The 18,240-nt window shown below is 48.3% G+C and carries 15 protein-coding genes; 11 read left to right on the forward strand and 4 right to left on the reverse strand.

What is annotated here, in order from left to right; translation table 11 throughout:
* Window positions 1–3: 3 nt before the first annotated feature.
* The 3 genes from SPB21_RS35020 (at window position 4) to SPB21_RS35030 (ending at window position 5,219) form a co-directional block, all read left to right on the forward strand.
* Window positions 4–1,662 carry an ArnT family glycosyltransferase gene (locus SPB21_RS35020; RefSeq protein WP_163668869.1) on the forward strand — a complete coding sequence of 553 codons (1,659 nt, stop codon included), beginning with the start codon at window positions 4–6 and terminating at the stop codon, window positions 1,660–1,662.
* A 217-nt stretch (window positions 1,663–1,879) separates the two neighbouring features.
* Window positions 1,880–3,742, forward strand: coding sequence for a hypothetical protein (locus tag SPB21_RS35025; RefSeq protein ID WP_499869670.1), 1,863 nt, complete (start codon window positions 1,880–1,882; stop codon window positions 3,740–3,742).
* The gene (locus tag SPB21_RS35030; RefSeq protein WP_499869672.1) at window positions 3,702–5,219 is read left to right on the forward strand and encodes a hypothetical protein; all 1,518 of its coding nucleotides are present in this window, start codon (window positions 3,702–3,704) and stop codon (window positions 5,217–5,219) included. Before SPB21_RS35025 ends, SPB21_RS35030 begins: the two co-directional genes overlap by 41 nt.
* A 12-nt stretch (window positions 5,220–5,231) precedes the next feature.
* On the opposite strand, the gene psb29 is transcribed toward SPB21_RS35030, so the two are convergent.
* From psb29 to hemF, 3 genes are all read right to left on the reverse strand, one after another.
* On the reverse strand, window positions 5,232–6,008 hold the full coding sequence (psb29, locus tag SPB21_RS35035; protein ID WP_250566191.1) for a photosystem II biogenesis protein Psp29: 777 nt from the start codon (window positions 6,006–6,008) through the stop codon (window positions 5,232–5,234).
* A 286-nt stretch (window positions 6,009–6,294) separates the two neighbouring features.
* Complete coding sequence (locus tag SPB21_RS35040; protein ID WP_163668880.1) at window positions 6,295–6,657, reverse strand: STAS domain-containing protein; 363 nt, start codon at window positions 6,655–6,657, stop codon at window positions 6,295–6,297.
* Between the two features lie 461 nt (window positions 6,658–7,118).
* Complete coding sequence (gene hemF, locus SPB21_RS35045; RefSeq protein ID WP_163668883.1) at window positions 7,119–8,144, reverse strand: oxygen-dependent coproporphyrinogen oxidase; 1,026 nt, start codon at window positions 8,142–8,144, stop codon at window positions 7,119–7,121.
* Between the two features lie 397 nt (window positions 8,145–8,541).
* Between hemF and SPB21_RS35050 the strand changes: the two genes are divergently transcribed.
* The 5 genes from SPB21_RS35050 (at window position 8,542) to SPB21_RS35070 (ending at window position 12,871) form a co-directional block, all read left to right on the forward strand.
* A complete protein-coding gene (locus SPB21_RS35050; protein WP_163668884.1) occupies window positions 8,542–9,099 on the forward strand; it encodes an SRPBCC family protein in 558 nt (185 codons plus the stop codon).
* A 173-nt stretch (window positions 9,100–9,272) separates the two neighbouring features.
* The gene (locus SPB21_RS35055) at window positions 9,273–10,340 is read left to right on the forward strand and encodes an Mrp/NBP35 family ATP-binding protein (protein WP_163671793.1); all 1,068 of its coding nucleotides are present in this window, start codon (window positions 9,273–9,275) and stop codon (window positions 10,338–10,340) included.
* 75 nt (window positions 10,341–10,415) lie between these two features.
* Entirely contained in the window at window positions 10,416–11,672 is a 1,257-nt protein-coding gene (rodA, locus tag SPB21_RS35060) for a rod shape-determining protein RodA (protein WP_163668886.1), read from the forward strand.
* A 200-nt stretch (window positions 11,673–11,872) separates the two neighbouring features.
* A complete protein-coding gene (locus SPB21_RS35065; protein ID WP_163701759.1) occupies window positions 11,873–12,067 on the forward strand; it encodes an NAD(P)H dehydrogenase subunit NdhS in 195 nt (64 codons plus the stop codon).
* 165 nt (window positions 12,068–12,232) lie between these two features.
* On the forward strand, window positions 12,233–12,871 hold the full coding sequence (locus SPB21_RS35070; protein ID WP_163668888.1) for an HAS-barrel domain-containing protein: 639 nt from the start codon (window positions 12,233–12,235) through the stop codon (window positions 12,869–12,871).
* A gap of 314 nt (window positions 12,872–13,185) precedes the next feature.
* Here SPB21_RS35070 and atzF read toward each other — a convergent pair whose 3' ends face one another.
* Window positions 13,186–14,619 (reverse strand): allophanate hydrolase, encoded by a 1,434-nt coding sequence (gene atzF / locus SPB21_RS35075; RefSeq protein WP_499869673.1) that lies wholly within the window; start codon window positions 14,617–14,619, stop codon window positions 13,186–13,188.
* A gap of 308 nt (window positions 14,620–14,927) precedes the next feature.
* Between atzF and SPB21_RS35080 the strand changes: the two genes are divergently transcribed.
* The 3 genes from SPB21_RS35080 to SPB21_RS35090 are packed head-to-tail and all read left to right on the forward strand — an operon-like array spanning window position 14,928 to window position 17,820.
* Window positions 14,928–16,028, forward strand: coding sequence for a taurine ABC transporter substrate-binding protein (locus SPB21_RS35080; RefSeq protein ID WP_163668893.1), 1,101 nt, complete (start codon window positions 14,928–14,930; stop codon window positions 16,026–16,028).
* 53 nt (window positions 16,029–16,081) lie between these two features.
* Entirely contained in the window at window positions 16,082–16,903 is an 822-nt protein-coding gene (locus tag SPB21_RS35085) for an ABC transporter ATP-binding protein (protein ID WP_163668894.1), read from the forward strand.
* Between the two features lie 17 nt (window positions 16,904–16,920).
* Entirely contained in the window at window positions 16,921–17,820 is a 900-nt protein-coding gene (locus SPB21_RS35090; RefSeq protein WP_499869675.1) for an ABC transporter permease, read from the forward strand.
* Window positions 17,821–18,240: the final 420 nt, after the last annotated feature.

The raw sequence follows: 18,240 nt of genomic DNA on the forward strand, positions 1-18,240 counted from the left end.
CCCATGACCCGCTGGCAATTGGGACCTGGTTGGCTCACTCCAAAATTACACGCCCTGATTAAAGCAGAGCACTGGCACTGGCTCGTTCTTTTGGTGTGGATAGTGCCCTTGTTATTAGCCGGTTTTTTTGACCTTGATCACCAGAGTCTGATGGCGCACGACGAAGGACTATACGCCCGTCGCGCCAGGGTCATTGTCGATTCGGGAGATTGGATTCATCCTTGGGCCACGCCACACCATAAAACCCCTGGTCCCTATTGGGTTGTGGCTTTATTTATTCAGCTGTTAGGGCGGCACGAAGTCGCTGTACGTCTACCCAGCGTCTTGGCCAGCATTGGCTGCCTTTGGCTCACATACAGCATTGGCCGCCGTCTGTTGAACCCAACCGCTGCCCTACTGGGGGCACTTTCTCTGGGTGTGGCTCCCCTATGGCTACAGTACAGTCGTTTAGCCACCCCAGACGTTCTGTTTACAGGACTCATTTTGCTGGCGATCTGGCTCATGCTAGCGGCAGAAAGGCAACAGTCATCCTCCAAGCATTGGTGTTACCTCGGAGCAGGCATCACCCTGGGCATAACCGTTCTCATCCGCAGTGCATTGGCCGCTGTTCCCATGGCCTGTTTGCTACCCTATATGCTGCTATCGGGCAAACACCACTTAAGGCAATGGAGTCTCTATTTAGGGGGGCTGATCGGTCTGCTACCCACGGCAACCTGGCTATGGCTCTGTTGGCGGCGCTATGACATGGCCGTTATTGAGGCCATTGTTAACTTTCCAGTCAGTCAGGGGTTGACCACCGATCGAGCCAAATCGCCACTGTTTTATCTGTTCAATCTGTTAGTCAATGATTTTCTTTGGATCTTTTTTGCCCTGGCAGCAGTCGGTTTACTCAGTTTACGGTTTTTACGCACCCATACAAAAGTTACCTATGTGTGTCAGCCGCAAATTTCCCTATTGCTACTTTATCCACTGCTGTACCTGGGTTTACTGAGCTTTGCGTCTACTAAATTGCCCCACTATGCCATTCCCACATATCCATTTCTGGCTCTGCTGACTGGATACACCATGGAGAGATTGCTCACCCCCTCTCTTAGCATCACCATCAAACGCCTGCTGACAACTGTCAATGGTCTACTGGTGCTATTGGGGACAGTACTGATAGCTGCCGGTGGTCTGGCACTTGTCACAGACATTCTGCCTAGCGCCGATGACATTCGCCCCTATGCACCGATTGCTCTCGGCCTGGGGCTTGGCTGGCTGGCTGCTGGCATGCTGTGGTTTCGCACGTCTCAGAATCAACCCATATTACTCAGCTGGCTTGTGCTACTGCTGTTAGGGCATTGGTTAGGGTTAACAATCGCCTGGGGAACAGCCGACTTAGGCAACATTAATCCTGACATGAAGGCCCTGTTAATTCGGGATGATATTCAACCTGTTTTACAAACTGAAGCCGTCGGTTTTTCCCCTGGACTCAACAGCAAACGCAGTACCCTGCTCAGGTTTTATACCCCCAACCCAGGGGAAAAATTAGACACCCTGGAAGCAATTGGTCCCAATGACTATATCTGGATTGAAGATAATGAATTGCCTACACTCACGAAACCCTATGACTCTTTAGGAAAAATTGAGCGAACGCACTTAATCCGTATTCTTGCTCAGTAATGATCCGTATTTTCTCTGTAAAAGCTTAAGGATTTACAACAAAGCTCAGGGAAATATTGATAGGCGACCAGACTTCAGGACATTAGCATGCTCTTGATAGTTGGAGCGCATTGATTTCATTTGCGCTTTTTGCTTTCTAGGTGCCGCATAGACGTAATGGGTTTTGCATTTTTTGGGACAAACGCGATGTTTTATTTATTCTTCAATCGGTTGATCTATGCTGGCTAGATTATTGAGTCCGCAGCAGCATCCTCAAAAGGATATACAGTGGTGGTTTGGGCTGGCGTTCAGCCTTTTTTTTGCCTTTTTCTATGGCTATTTAGCTATGCAGAAGGGGTTTGCGGCCCATTACGTGATCCAAGATGACGCCCGACATTATCTGTTTTGGATGGAACGCTGGCGGGATGCTGATGCTTTTCCCAATGATTTAATTGCTGATTATCTCCAGTCTATTACCCCCGTGGGCTATAAGCTGTTTTATCGCATTGCTAGCAGCCTACATTTACAGCCTGAGTGGTTTGCCAAGGTGATACCTATGTTCCTGGGTATGGTTGCGGCGGGTTATTACTACGGTTTAACCCTGGCTATTTTCCCAGTTCCCGCCACTGGAGTGATGGCATCGGTGATGCTAAGTCAGCATATTTGGTGTACTGACGATGTCGTATCAGCATCGCCGCGAGCGTTTATTTATCCGCTGTTAATTCCACTGTTGTTTTATTTTGTGCGACGACGGTGGTTGGTGAGTTTAGCCTTTTTAGGCTTATTGACCCTTTTCTATCCGCCGGTTGCTGTGGTTGCAACAACGCTGTACGCAGCCCACGCCGTCGATTGGGCAACCCTGCCTGCCAAGTGGTCTCAACCTTGGGTAATGGTCCATCGTGGCCGGCTGAGGATTGCGATCGCAGCATTCATCCTCGCCGCGCTGTGCATATTGCCCACCTATGCACTGGCCAATCATGCATTTGGGCCAGTGGTGACCATGGCTGAGGCACACACCATACCAGAATTTCAGCCAACAGGCCGTCACTCCTTTTTTAGAGAAGGCATCTCCCGCTACTGGTTGGTTTTGTTTGGGGGCCATGGAGCCATTCTCAAGCGCACAATTTTTACGCCAGTCACCCTGGTCGCAGCCCTATTTTTAATCCCGATGCGATGGAGTAAGAGATTTTCACCATCAGGATTAAGCGCCATAAGTCCCGCCATTCACGTGTTTACTAAGCTGACTTTGGTTAGCTTGGTCTGGTTTATAGCCGCCTATGCTCAGGCTTTTAAGCTCCATATGCCTGGGCGCTACACCAGCCACTCCATCATGCTAGCTATCCCCATCTTGGCCGCCATCGCCTGGACCGTCATCTTAGCAGCCATTTGTAAACGCCGCCGCCAGCTAAAGTTGGTGGCCCCAATTGCCATATTGCTCGTGGTCGTGCCCTTATTTTTCTACTACCCGCTATTGCTGAAAAAGTTTCCCAAAACCCTCTACATGGCTGGCCAAGAAATACCGATTTATGAATATCTACAAACCCAACCTCAAGACACCTTGATCGCCTCCATCGATTACGAAGCCGATAATATTCCTGCCTTTGCTAGACGCTCCACCCTGATCGCCCCTGAATATGCCACGCCTTTTCATCTGGGCTATTACCGTCAAATCCGACAGCGAGCGGCTGATTTATTAAAGGCCCACTACACCAGTGATAAAACTGAGCTGACCACATTTAGCAATCGCTATGGCATAGATTTTTGGCTGGTGAACAAAGGTGCTTTTTCTGCTGACTATTTAGACCATCATCAATATTGGGCCAATAACTATCAGCCATTAACGGCTAAGGTTGTGCAACAGGTCAGTAATAGTAATACCAGTGTGTTACGGACCCGCATTGAGTCTTGCACAGTGGTAGAGACAGAGCGCTTTTGGCTAGTCAACAATGCCTGTGTGCTAGAGCAACAGCTGTGTGCTGGAGCAACAGGTGACAGCAACAGCACAATAGCAGCGACAGTTAGCAGTATGATTGATGGCGCTCCCAAGTCTCATAATCTCCATGACGCTTCGTTTGCCACGCCAGCTGGTCAGCCTCTATAAATCACCCTGGACAGCCGTCATCATTATTGCTGTGTTGGGTCTAATCGGCACACTCAACCACAGCATGTGGCGTGATGAGATGAACGTTTGGCTAATCGCGCGGGACAGTCCATCCTGGGGAGCCTTTGTTGAGAATATTCGCTATGACCGAGCCCACCCTGGTCTTTGGCACCTGCTGGTGGCGATGCTTTATCACCTGTTTGGCCATCCCGTCTCCATGCAGGTCTTTCATTGGCTGCTGGCCATGGGCTCAGTGCTGCTGATTTGGCGATGCAGCCCCTTTACTCAATGGCAGAAATGGCTGTTTACCTTTGGCTATTTGCCGTTCTATGAGCACCTGCTGATTGCCCGCAACTACGCTGTGGCCATGCTACTGTTATTCGCTATTTGTGCCCTTTGGCCGCAGCGACAGCGGGCTTATTGGCCCCTGGCAGGCTTGCTGGTGCTATTGGCTAATACTAATGTATATGCGTTTTTGATTGCGATCGCACTTGCCCTTACCCTGGGGCTAGAACTTGTCTTTGACGCTAAACTTCGCCGTAACTGGCTAGATATCCTATTCAGCGGCGGGTTGATTATAGCGGGTTACGCCATGGCTCTGCATTTCATCTTGCCCCCCAGTTATGTCGCTAATCAAGCATTAGAGGGCTATGTCACTGGGTTAGACATCCGTCATTTACTGCGAGCCATTGGCCGTATCTTTGGCGGCTACTATGTGATTATCCCCAACGGTCGGCAGTATCTAGATCTATTAGTCTGTGGCGTCCTTGCCCTTGGTTCTTGCTGGCTGGTGTGTCTCAAGCTTGTGAAAAAGCCCTATCCACTGGCGTTTTATTTGCTTGGTAACGGCATTATTTTAGGCTTTACCTACGCCAAGTTTATGCCCAACTCTATTCGGCATTTTGGCAACTTCTATCTCATCCTAATAGCTGCTTTATGGTTAGCTCATTACTACCCGCCAACCACGGCTATCACCCAATATTTACCAAGCCTTGAAAAGCAACAGCAAACATCTAAACGCTGGTTTAACCGCATGTTTGCCACTGTTTTGACAGCTCAGTTGCTAGGCGGTATTTTCATGTTTGTGATGGATTTCACTATCCCCTATTCAGCGAGTCGAGCTGCGGCTGCCTACATGCGTCAGGCCAATCTCCAAGATGAATTTATCGTGGCTAGCCGAGATGCTCAAATGGCATCTTTAAGCGGTTATTTTGGTCGATCATTTTATTTTCCAGAACGTCAGGCCATCGGTAGCTATACCCTATTTTTCAAGGGCGTTCGCAACGAGGTTGATCATCCAGAAGTGATTCGACAGGTGAAGCAGCTCATACTTGAACACCCCAAAATTCTGCTGGTGCTTACCAAAAAACTAGAAGAACCGGCACCAGGCCTAACAATTGAACCCATCGAGCAATTCACAAAGGCCTGGCAAAACGAAGAGTACTATCTTTATTGGGTAACTTCAGCAAACAATTAAGGAAGGGAAACCCTAAGCTTCTTCAGTCTCAGGCGCATCAGGCGTATCGGTCACATCAGGAGGAGCGACCGTCTCTGCCGTTGGAGAGTCTGCTTTAGCCTGGGCACGCTGCTCACGCTTTTTACGCTCAGCTTCTAAAATATCTTTCATCACTTCCTGAGCCTGGGCCATTTTGTCCAAGTTGCTCCGATAGAGCTCCAGATCCTTATCTACCTTTTCAGCTGGCAATGCCAGCATTTCGGCAGCGGTTTTTAGCATCTCCTCACGGCTGTCCTTATCTTCTAGGGCAGACAGATCAACGGTCTCAAATAGGGTGTAAAGACCCACGGCCATCAAGCGCGTGTACTTTGCACTAGCCTGGGTAGCCACCACGTGAAGCTTGTTTTGCAAACCATTACCATCCGTAGTTTTGGCACTGGCGAGCTGAGTATTGAGATCGCCCAGCGATAGGTTGGCAAGATCAGATTTCAAGGCCTCAGCATCCTGGCGATACTGCTGGGGATCACCCTCCACTGCCTGACAGATGGCCGAAAGAATGGACTCCTTATCCTGTTCAGGCTCATACCCCACCATGAACCGATCAAAACTAGTTATCACACCCAGTGCATAGAGGGGGTTATAAACAAAATCAACATTTACCGAAAGCAGATGCATCTCCACCATCAGCTCTTCAATCACTCTCCGATACAGAGAATTGATTGGACGAGAGTGGTAATTGTAAAAGGCTCGCTTGGTATCGGAAACCGTACGGAGATTAGTCACAGGTGGGGGTAATAAAACGTTAGACATCATTTTCTACTGCGGACGACCTTTTGCCAAGAATCCTATGATCTAGGCGAAATAGTATTTTGCGTGATGGATGCCTATACCACCTTAACGAAATTAACGGCTTATCTCACAGACAAGTCGAGCAATCATTGCTAATGTGTGGCTTCAATCAACTGGCGCTGAGACGCCTATGTTCGTTTTAGATTCAATTCTGAAAAAACGATCAGAACTATAAGTGCCTGCACTTTAGCGCAGAACGAACAGGAAACCTATGGGGCGCGAGCTTTAGACTCGACTCAAGACCCACTTAAAAAATCATGGGTTCAGGTGCTGCCTTAATGGCTTCTTCTTCACTGTCGTAGATGGCGAACACAGAATCCATCATAGTCACTTCAAAGACCAGCTTCGATTCTGGATGAACATTACACAGCTTAAAGCTCCCTTGTAGCTTATCAGCATCGCGCATACCTGCTACCAGGGAAGTTAACCCAGAGCTGTCAATAAAATTAACTTGACCGAGATTAACGATGATATGGGGAGTGGTATTGACAATACATTCCTGGAGCTTCAAGCGAAATTGCCAAGCTGTAGTAATGTCTAGTCGCCCCTGGGGTGAAAATACAACGATACTGTGATTGCCTTCAGGAGGGTTGACGATTCTTTGCTCCATAGTCACCGGCCCTTCATATCTAAATGTCTAATGTCTGACGTGCACACTGAAAATTGCGCTCATACGTACCATGATGCCCGTACAATCAGGAGAAAGGACTGAAATGTCAAATGCTTACGACAAATTGCGGGTTTTTATTGACATATCAGTATGCCTGACTGTATTGAAGTACAGCGTGATCAGAATAACGTGCATACAAGTATGCATAAAAATGCAGACCACATCAGGATATTTACGCACTCAATCACACCTAATCTTGAGGTAAGATGACCCACCTTACCCTGTATATCTATTGATGCGTAAAGGGGGCATGTAGTTCCAAACATTCCCAAAAGCGATGGCAGAAAGTTAACAAAACCCAAAAATAAGATAAGCCAACCTGAGAGCAATGTATCTCACAAAGAACTCACAGATTGGCTCATCCTCAGAAGGAGTCATATGTTAAAGACTTGGTCTCTTTTCTAAGCGTCCCAATTAACCCAGTCTTGAGGCTTCAGAAACGTATCGTAAAGCTTTGCTTCAGGAGTTCCTGATTCAGGTGCATAGCTATATTCCCAGCGCACCATGGGAGGTAACGACATCAGAATCGATTCAGTACGACCGTTGGTTTGTAAGCCAAAAATGGTGCCACGGTCATAGACGAGATTGAACTCAACATAACGACCACGGCGATAAAGCTGGAAGTTACGCTGATGCTCTCCATACTCCGTATTGCGACGTTTTTCAACAATTGGAATGTAGGAGGGTAAAAATGCATCGCCACAGTCAATGGCAAACTTGAATAAATCTTCCCAATTGCGCTGTGCTGGCTGTCCTACTTGCTTGCTGTGCTGGGCAGCAGGTCCTTCTGGCTTTGGCCCACGATAAAGCTCACCAGTGCCGTCCTGATAGTCAAAGAACACACCGCCAACACCGCGAGTCTCCTGACGATGCTTAAGGTAGAAATACTCGTCGCACCACAGCTTGAACGTATTGTAGTACTCAGGATGGTTGCGATCGCATGCTTCCTTAAGCGTGCGGTGGAACTGCACCACATCTTCCTCAAAGGGATAGTAGGGAGTCAGATCAATACCACCACCAAACCACCAAACTGGGCCAGCTTCAAAATAGCGGTAGTTGAGGTGAACCGTAGGCACATAGGGATTGCGAGGATGCAACACCATTGAAGTGCCTGTCGCATAAAAGCCATGACCTTCAGCTTCAGGTCGCTGCATCAAGATGGAGGGAGGCAACCGATCACCCCACACCTCAGAGAAGTTCACACCGCCTTGTTCAAAGACATCGCCCTGCTTCATCACCCGTGAACGACCACCACCACCATCGGGGCGGGTCCACTGGTCTTCCATAAACTGACCGACACCATCAACCTCAGCCAGCTTCTGACATATGCGATCTTGCAGCCCTTTAAACCCTTGGCTTACACGCTCGCGTGAATCACTAGGAGGAGCAACCGGACTAGATACCTTCTGCGTAGAAGCGATGACCATGGCGATCTTGAACTAAAAAACAAATTTAATTAAGGCTAATGCTGCTTGCCATTGTTGGAAGCCCAGTGAGGTCAAAGACTTAGGGATGCAGCTAATAATGATAATGAATCATGATTTGAGACGTTTTAAACCAAGTTGACACACAGTGTGACAATCCTTGACAAAAGCCTAAAGCTGTGTGACACCTTCGTTTCCGCCCCTGTCCTTAGATCAGCAAATAGTTGAACTGTTAACCCAAGGTTAAAATGCCTTTCAATATAAAAACTTACGTGGTCAAGTCTTGATTAGTGAGTCCCTTAACAATCAGTATTTCTGTTTCAACATTTCAACAATAGTGGAGCAGAAATCATCGCCTAGGGCTACAACAACTAAATTTGGTAGGCCACAGCCTTTAATTATGCTTCAACGCTGGTTTAAATCACTCCAACAGCATTTCCGTCGCCACAAGCCCCAGGCAAGCGGACAACTCGCTCTGAACCAGAGAAATCAAAGAACGTTAGAAAAGCACTATCAAGTTAGCAGCACGGCTTCGATCGAGGTGTTGTGGCAAAAGATCAATGATTTAGCAGATCTGGCATCCTGGCATCCACTGATCACCTCCACCAATGCCCCGACTGGCCAGGAAGCCAAGCCAGGATTGATTTATCGAGTGTTTGCCCATTGGGTACCGGTACCCATCAAAATTTTTGTAGAGAACGTACTCCCTGGTGAATACATCAGCCTGCGAATTTTTCCAGTACCAGGATTAGAAGAAAGAGCAATTTATCGTCTAGAGTCAGCCCTGTGCGGCACCCGTATTTCTTATTCCATAGAACTCAAGGGCTGGTTATCACCAGTCGCTTGGTCATTTCTACGTCCCTATGCAGCCAGGGTGGCCGACGCCTTAGCTCAAGCCGCTGAACAGGCCACTCCGTCTGGCATAGTGGCCAATAAATATCGCGATATCTTTAGCTAACAAGCAACAGGATGGATCATGGCATCGAACGTCTTTATATTTGCCATTTGCCTATTAAGGCTATAAAGACATTGCATACAACGTTTCAAACGCATCGGACATGACGTCCTAGAATGGACTGTAAATATTCTTTTAAGAATCCTATCCGTTCACATCTGTCTTTCACCAAAATGATGCCGACAACTGAGGCAATTCTGGACGTACTGCGCCCCGTCCAAGACCCTGAGCTACAGAAAAGCTTGGTAGAGCTCAATATGATCCGTAATGTGGCTGTCGATGATGGCCAGGTGAGTTTCACCCTTGTATTAACAACCCCGGCTTGTCCGCTTAAAGAATTTATTGTTGAAGACTGTGAAAAAGCAGTTAAAACCTTGCCAGGTGTAGCTTCTGTAGATGTAGAAGTCACGGCTGAGACCCCTCAACAGAAGTCATCCCTTCCCGACCAACAAGGCATTGATAAGGTCAAAAATATTTTGGCTGTTTCCAGCGGTAAAGGTGGCGTTGGTAAAAGCACTGTAGCCGTCAATATCGCTGTTTCTCTTGCCAAAGCTGGAGCCAAAGTCGGCCTACTCGATGCCGACATTTATGGCCCCAACGCACCCATCATGATGGGTGTGAAAGAAGGTAACGTCGTTGTTAGAGACGGATCTGACGGTCAGCAGGAACTGGAGCCCGCCTTCAACCATGGCGTCAAATTAGTCTCTATGGGCTTTTTGATCGATCCTGACCAGCCCGTCGTCTGGCGCGGGCCCATGTTAAACGGCATTATCCGTCAGTTTTTGTATCAGGTACAGTGGGGTGAATTAGATTATCTGATTGTAGATATGCCCCCTGGTACCGGTGATGCCCAACTCACCATGGCCCAAGCCGTTCCCATGGCGGGTGTGGTAATTGTGACTACGCCCCAGGATGTAGCCCTATCCGACGCTCGTCGCGGCTTAAAAATGTTCCAACAGCTAAACGTGCGCGTGTTAGGCATTGTGGAAAACATGAGCTACTTTGTTCCCCCCGATATGCCCGAAAAGACCTACGATATTTTTGGCTCCGGAGGTGGTGAAAAAGCTGCGGAAGCATTAGGGGTGCCCTTGCTAGGCTGTGTACCCTTAGAAATGCCAGTACGAGAAGGTGGCGATGCAGGTAAGCCAATTGTCTTGGCCCAGCCTGAGTCAGCTTCAGCGGTCGCCTTAACTAAAATTTCTCAGCAGGTAGCAGCTAAGGTTTCGGTCGCAGCGTTAACGTAGGTATTCATTTATTTTGTGGAGACGTTCCATGGAACGTCTCCACAAAATAAAAAAATTACAATTGGTTTTGTGTTTATGGCTCAAACCGCACTTCTAGGCAAATGGTTTCACCGTTGGTTGCATCCCTGGCGTGGGATTGACTGGTTGTTGTTATTGTTTCCTGTAGGCATCACGCTCTTTTCGAGTCTGTTGATTGCCAGCACCAGGTTATATACCGGTGAGACCGACCTGGCCTGGAACCACGTGATTATGTGCGTGGTTGGCGTAGTTATGTGTATGTGGATCGCCCGTAGTCGCTATGAGTCTTTACTGGAATGGCGTTGGGTTATCTACTTAATTACCAATGTCTCCTTAGTGGCTGTGATGCTGGTGGGTACGGTGGGTAACGGTGCCCAGAGCTGGCTCAGCATTGGTGGCTTTAATATTCAGCCGTCGGAATTTGCTAAAATCGGCATCATCATTACGTTAGCGGCCACCCTAAAAGACCGAGAATCCACCACATTAGTCGGCTTGATAAAGGCTCTGGCCATTACGGGAGTCCCTTGGGCTCTGATTTTTTTACAACCAGACCTTGGCACTTCGCTTGTACTGGGTGCCATCGTTTTAGGGATGCTCTACTGGAGCAATATGAATCCAGGCTGGCTGGTGATTTTGGTGTCGCCCCTGGTTGCTGCCATTATCTTTACTCTGTCGATTCCTGTATGGATTGGCTGGGTAGTGCTGGCCGGAGTCATTGCCTGGATGACGTTACCGCTGCGATGGTATAGCACGTTGATCACCGTTGTCGTCAATTCCATTGCCGGTAAGATTGGCGAGTTGCTTTGGGGACTACTTCAAGATTATCAAAGGGATCGTCTGACTTTATTTTTGAATCCTGAACAGGATCCTTTAGGAGGTGGATATCACTTAATTCAATCAAGGATTGCCATCGGCTCAGGTCAACTGTGGGGTCGAGGCTTATTCCATGGGACCCAGACTCAGCTGAGTTTTATTCCTGAGCAGCATACGGATTTTATTTTCTCGGCCCTGGGTGAAGAACTCGGATTTATGGGTGCCCTGGTCATGGTGTTAGTCTTTTGGTTTATTTGCCTGCGGCTGATTATTATTGCTCAGCATGCAAAGGACAATTTTGGCTCACTATTGGCCATCGGTGTGCTGTCAATGATTGTATTCCAGGTGGTGGTGAATATTGGGATGACCATTGGTTTGGCTCCGATTACGGGGATTCCGCTGCCATGGATGAGCTATGGGCGATCGTCATTGCTGACGAATTTTATTGGCATCGGCATTGTGGAGTCGGTAGCGAATTTTCATCATCGGTTGAAGTTTTAAGGCATCGGTTGTGAAACTCTGGCCCACCGAGTTCAACACCCAGGTAGGTAGGGTTACCCCACACTCATATTTCTGGCATTTTTCAAAGGCTCTTATTAACCCAACATCACCAACTTTTGAGATAGCAGCAAAGGTTTTGGCGTTGTGGCAACCCAACCTACCGTTAAACTATTTATTGAAACTCTAGTGAAGCGACACCAATGATAATTTTGCCTGGCTCTCCTGTGAAGGTGATGAATGTAAACGATACATACTATGGGTTTCAAGGATTAGTACAGCGGATTACGGATGGTAAGGTGGCTGTGCTGTTTGAGGGGGGCAACTGGGATAAGCTAGTGACCTTCAGAATGTCTGAACTTGAGGTGGTTAAGCCTAAGCGCGGTAAGAAGAAGTAGGGGCTTGCCTTGTGCATGCCCATCATAAATAAAGCCTCATTTCCACTAATCAAACAAGCAGAAAGAAGGCAAGCCTGGTCAGGGCACCCACAAGGGGAGCCCCTACGGGATGTCTTTTTCTGGACAGGGTGCTAATGTACTGAAGACGTTTGTACTATGTAAACTATGCGTCTTCCTTTACCACAGCTGGCTGAGCGTGAGCGTCATCCGACCCACATTGCAGAGGTAATTGAAACGGCAACGACTGAGTTTTTGGCTCAATGTTTGGAGCCGGAAGATTTGAGTTTTCCGGCAATGCCACCCTTTGGTAGTTGGGTGAAGTCTTTTGATGAGGAAGCGGGCAATCAGATTTATGGGGTGGTTTACCATGCGACCACTAGCCCAATTGATTCGGTGCATCGGGCGCGGGCATTAGGGATGTCGCTGGAGGATTTACGTCAGCAGCAGCCGCAGATCTTTGCGATGTTGAAAACTGAATTTCGGGTGGCGATTGTCGGATTTGAGACGCCCAGTGAGCGCTACTATCAGCATTTGCCACCGCGACCACCACAGGTGCATCAGGCAGTCTATCGATGCGACCCGGATGAGGTCATCGGCTTTACGGAAGAGTTGGATTTTTTGCGGACGCTGTTGCAGGTGAGTGCGGTACCGAATGAGAGTTTGGTGGCAGCAGCGATTCGTGAGATTTATCAGCTACGGCAGTTTGAACGCGATTGGTTGGTGCTGGCTGGTCGAACGGTTGGGACTTTGCTCAAGGATGATTATGATCGACTGCGGATGATCCTCAATCAGATTCATCCTTAAACTGGCCAGCCAATTTTCTGACCAAATTGCAACGCCTTCTATGATGGACTTTACATTAAACCCACCAGAGGACGTAAATAGATTAGCCATAACAATAACGCTGGCACAACAAACAGTTACCCACTGGAATCAATGGGAAACCTGAAATAACTACATCTGGTTGGCAGTAACTTACGTGGATACTACTGCTCGATTTCCAAGGCACAAAAGTCTCTCCATCCCCAGTTTTTAGTGCTGTGGACTGGCTCAAGTTGAACACCTTAAGGAAAGAGGATTTGTCGAGAGATGGCGGGGTTGAGAGTTACTCAGCGATTCTATTTTTGTGCTAAAGATGGAGCGATTTCCAGGTTAAAAGCTGTTGCTCCTAATTTGTTGTTGAAAACCTGGTGAAAGCTTGACCCCAGATCTACCAGATAGCTTTCACTGTAGGGGGGGGCTATAAATGTAATGCCGGTGGGAATGCCATTGGATTGGAAGCCATTGGGGATTGCGATCGCACTTAAATCTAGCAAATTTACAAAGTTTGTATAATACCCCAAGTTAGAATTTAGTCCCAAAGGCTCCTTTTCAATCTCTTCAATACGATAAACTGTTCCTGTTGTTGGCACCACCAAACAATCAATCTCTTGCCAAAGGGGCTGAATTTTTTGCTTCAATGTTTCCATTGCATATATCCCTTCAAAGGCTTGAGATGCGCTGATATCTTTGGCTTTGAGAATAATCTCACGGGTGGTGAAAAACACGCTATCCAGATTGGCTTCAACAAATGCCCCCACCGAGGCATAGCGCTCGGCCACCCAGGGGCCATTAAACAACAAGTTGTTAGCCTGCAAGAACGGTTCGTAGTCAATTTCAATACAGAGCCCACCTAAGCCTGTCAGGGTTTTGATAGCTTTGTCGTAGCAGGCTTCTACATCCGTATTGCCAAAAAACTCTCGCTGGCTGGGCACCCCAAATCGAAATGCTTGCTGGGGCTGATCAGAGCTTAAAGATGCTGGAGGAATATTGGCTGGTCGAGAGAATGGACTGTCTGGATCATATCCTTGGGCAATTTCTAGTATGGTCTGGGCATCTGTTGCCGTCAGCGAAAAAATTGAAAGACAGTCCAATGTTCTACATGCTTCAACCGTATGGCGAGTACTCAATAAGCCTCGCGTGGGCTTAAGTCCAACAATGTTGTTAAATCCAGCCGGGACCCGTCCAGAGCCCCCTGTGTCTGTGCCAATGGCAAACGCTACTAACCCATGGGCAACAGATAAGGCTGCCCCCGAACTGGATCCACCCGGAATATGGTCTTCTGAAAAAGCGTTATGGGGAGCTGTATATCCAGTGCGAATCCCTACGAGTCCTGTGGCAAACTGGTCCAGATTGGTTTTGCCGATGAGTATGGCCCCAGCATCGAGGAGTTTTTGAACGGCTGGATTAGTGTGGGTGGCGTTGTAGGCAAAGGCCGGGCAGGCCGCCGATGTGGGGATGCCTGCCACATCAATACAGTCTTTGACACTGAAGGGAATGCCCCACAGAGGGAGTTGCGATCGCTGGCTTGCGGACATGTTAGTCAGAGCCATCGCTTGTTTAATTAGTGTTTCTTCCGATAGCGTGTAGATCCAAATGCCATCATCTCCACGCTGTTTTAGCTTGGTGATAATGGTTTTAATCACCTGGACAGGCGTGAGTCTTCCCTGGGTATAACTTTCTTGGAGAGAAGAGATCGTTAGGAGAATGTCTATATCGGTGTGCTGAGTCATAATTGCTTTCTTTACGGCATATGCATGGCCAAGGTCTTACTTGGCATAAAACGCAATAGGGCGAGCTATGGGAACAGCAGTATAGAGACAACGCTGTTTTCTGACAAGGGGAAACAGGGTTTGGGGACTTTGATGGATTTGTAGAAGAAAATTTATCGATCCATAAATTTTATTGATTGATAGGGATGACCGTACATAAAGATTTGTAGTAAACGATACGGCTCAAATTTCTACAGCTGTCAAAGTGTCTTCTAACGTGCGAGGTATTGACAGCAAGCTATCAGCAATCATGAGGATTGGAGGCGACCATGCAGCGATCAGTTACACGCTTTTTTAACCGGCGTAGGTTTTTTGCACTCAGCAGTTTAACAGTCTGTTCCTTAACCCTGGCAATAGCCTGTTCACCAACAGCGGACGTTAATCAAACCGTTGAAGAGACAGCAGAAACAGCTGCTGTTGCTGCATCACCGACATCAGATTTACCCAAGGTGCGGGTAGGGTTTCAGACCGGTGATATCAATAACATCACCATGGTTGCTTATAACGAGGGATACTTTGAGAAAGTGGGCCTGGATGTGGAAATGAGTCCCTACTCTTCCGGTGGAGCGATGGTGCCTGCCCTGGCAGCGGGTGAAGTGGATATTACCTGGTTCTTTCCTTTCCCCTCACTGACAGCGTTTGCCACGGGTATTGATATTGAGGTAGTGCTTTTAGACCATGCTCCCCTAACGGCAGAACGCTTGATTGCGAATGAATTGGCAGCAGATGTGCCTAGCCTCAAGGGTAAAAACGTTGGAGTGACCATTGGTACCTCAGGTCACCATTCTCTCCTGGTTGCCCTGGATCAAGCGGGGTTGAGCCAAGACGACATCAACATGGTAAATCTAAAACCGTCTGAAATGGCGGCGGCCTTCTCTGCGAAGAAGATTGATGCAGCTTGGACCTGGGAACCGGCGGCTGGTAAGCTCAATGAGCTGGGGGGTAAGGACATCGCCACAGCAAAATCAGTGGGAGCCTATGCGGTTGCCCTATGGGCCGCTCGTAAAGAGTTTGCAGAGGCCAACCCTGAGGTGATGGTCAAGTTTATGGAAGCCTGGGACATGGCCCAGCAAGATTATCTGGCCGATCTAAAATCTGGGCAAAAATGGGAAGCCGAACGTCTAAATCTGACGCCTGAAGAGTTTGGAGCCATGGTTGATCGGCAAGGATCAACAGTGGTGTTAATGGCAGATCAGCTGACTGACCAGTGGCTGGGTACCCCTGGACAGCCTGAGTCCACTAATCTGTATAAGGCTTATGAGGAATATGCTGTGTTCCTCGTGGATCAGGGTCGATTGGATAGTGCGCCAGAAGATTTGACGCCATTGATTAATTCTTCCTACGTGGCGGAATACCTGGAGTCGAAATAATCTTCTAACTTTCCATCCATGCCCATTTAAAGACCTGTCTCATTTTTGTCAGCATGTCTCAATCTCCTGTCCACGCAACGGTTAGCTCCCGTGAGCAGCATGGTCAACTTGAGGGAACTCAAGCTGAGATTGTTGCGCTAGATGCCGTCTCTTTCGGGTATAGTCGCAAGCGCTTGGTGCTGCAAGACCTAAACTTGGGTATCCAGCAAGGAGAGTTTTTAACGTTGTTGGGGCCATCGGGATGTGGAAAATCGACCATCCTCAATCTGATTGCTGGATTTTACAAACCATTAGCGGGTACTGTTTCCCACGGTGGGGAGGAGGTCAAGGGGCCATCCGCCAGGCGAGGTGTGGTCTTTCAAAGCAATGCCCTCTTTGACTGGATGACGGTTGAGCAAAATATTGGGTTTGGCTTTCGGTTTCAATCGCTTTCAAAATACGAAAAGCGACATCGAGTGGCAACTATTATTAACCTGGTGGGGTTACGGGGTAATGAGCGTAAGTACCCCTATCAGCTTTCGGGGGGAATGCGGCAACGGGTGGCGGTGGCTCGGTCCATGGTGGTGCAGCCGGAGATTTTACTGATGGATGAACCTTTTGCGGCAGTGGACGTTCAGACCCGTGAAGGGTTACAGGAGGAGTTGTTAAAGCTTCATGAGCAAGTAGCTGGGGCAATTTTATTTGTTACCCACAGTATTGAGGAGGCTGTTTTTCTAAGCGATCGCATTGTGATTTTAGATCGCAACTTAGGCGGTATCGCCCACAATATTGAGATTCACCTGCCTGAACCCCGTTATACGGCGATGAATCGGGTGTCGGAGGCGTTTAATCAGTATCGAACGGATCTCTATTTGAAAATGAAGGCGATTAGTTAAAGGTGAAGAGATGGTCCATGGAACATCTGTGCAGTGGAGAAACGTTCCATGGGTTTATACGTCAGAGGGGAAATAACCTGATGCAGTTGAAGGTGTCTAAACAAGGCGGGGTGCCTGCTTTTAAAGGGCAGGATCTGCAAACCCAGGCATTGCGTGAGAAAGGGGTGTTGTTTTGCGTTGCGATCGCAATTCCCACTCTGATCCTCATCCTCTGGGAAACCACCACCCGCATGGGTTGGATCGACGAACTCTTCCTCCCCAGTTTGTCTGGTATTGTCACCGAGTTCTTAGCCATGACCCGCAAAGGGTATGCGGGTACTCCTGTCCTGAGTCATGTTCTAGGCAGTTTGCGGCGGGTATTCACGGCCTTTGGCATTGGTACCGTCGTCGGGTTACTTCTAGGCCTACTCATGGGTTACTACAAGTATGTTCGGGCGGCCTTTTATATCGTCACTGAGATCCTGCGACCGATTCCGCCTTTGGCATTTATCACCCTGTTTATTCTTTGGTTTGGCATTGGTGAAGTCTCTAAAATTTTAATCATCCTCTATGCCGGGGCCTTGATTGTTATGCTCAATACGATGGCAGGTGTGCAGTCTTGTCCCAAGGATAAGATTTTAGCCGCCCGCACCCTGGGGGCAAACGATCTAGCTATTTTTCTATATGTGATTCTGCCTGCGGCATTACCCAGTATCTTTACCGGTATGCGGGTAGCTCTGTCTGTGGATTTTGGTATTTTGGTCGCCGCTGAGCTGTTGGCAGGGGATATAGGCATTGGCTACATCATTCAAGATGCCAGCGTTTTCTTTAATGTAGAAGCGCTGTTTGTTGGCATTTTGATGATTGGCTTTTTTGGGGTGATATCGGACTTTTTACTCAGGGCGATTGCATCAAAAGTCGTGCATTGGCAGGGGTAAAAGTCCGTTGGTGTTAGGGATGTGTGAGAAAAGAAGAAATCGTTTTGAGGCTTGGCAATATCTGGTTGCTACTGTGTGTACACAAGTTCTGGAGACTAGTGCTTGCGGTCGCTTTACCCCCTCTAACTTCCCCTTACCAAGGGGGAGGACCGGAGCTTCCTCCCTTACCGAGGGCAGGGTCGTTTCGTGTTCACCAGAGAAAATCTGTAAGGCTTATTACTTTGTTCATACTGAATCGAGATATGATCGGAGGGAACCAAAACCGGTTGCTTGGGGTCCCTCCGAGTTCCCCAAACCCCCATGGCTAGGGCCGGGAGGCCGCCCTAGGACCCAGCCTACTGAGTTGTCCTCAATTGCATTAAAGTAGGGGTTACGGCGGGGTCGATTAATCAGGTTATCGCATTGTTGTTTGGCCCACCT

Origin of the sequence: Leptothoe sp. ISB3NOV94-8A (genome assembly GCF_043421595.1) — a bacterium.
In the GTDB taxonomy this organism is placed as follows: Bacteria; Cyanobacteriota; Cyanobacteriia; order Phormidesmidales; family Phormidesmidaceae; genus Leptothoe; species Leptothoe turfae.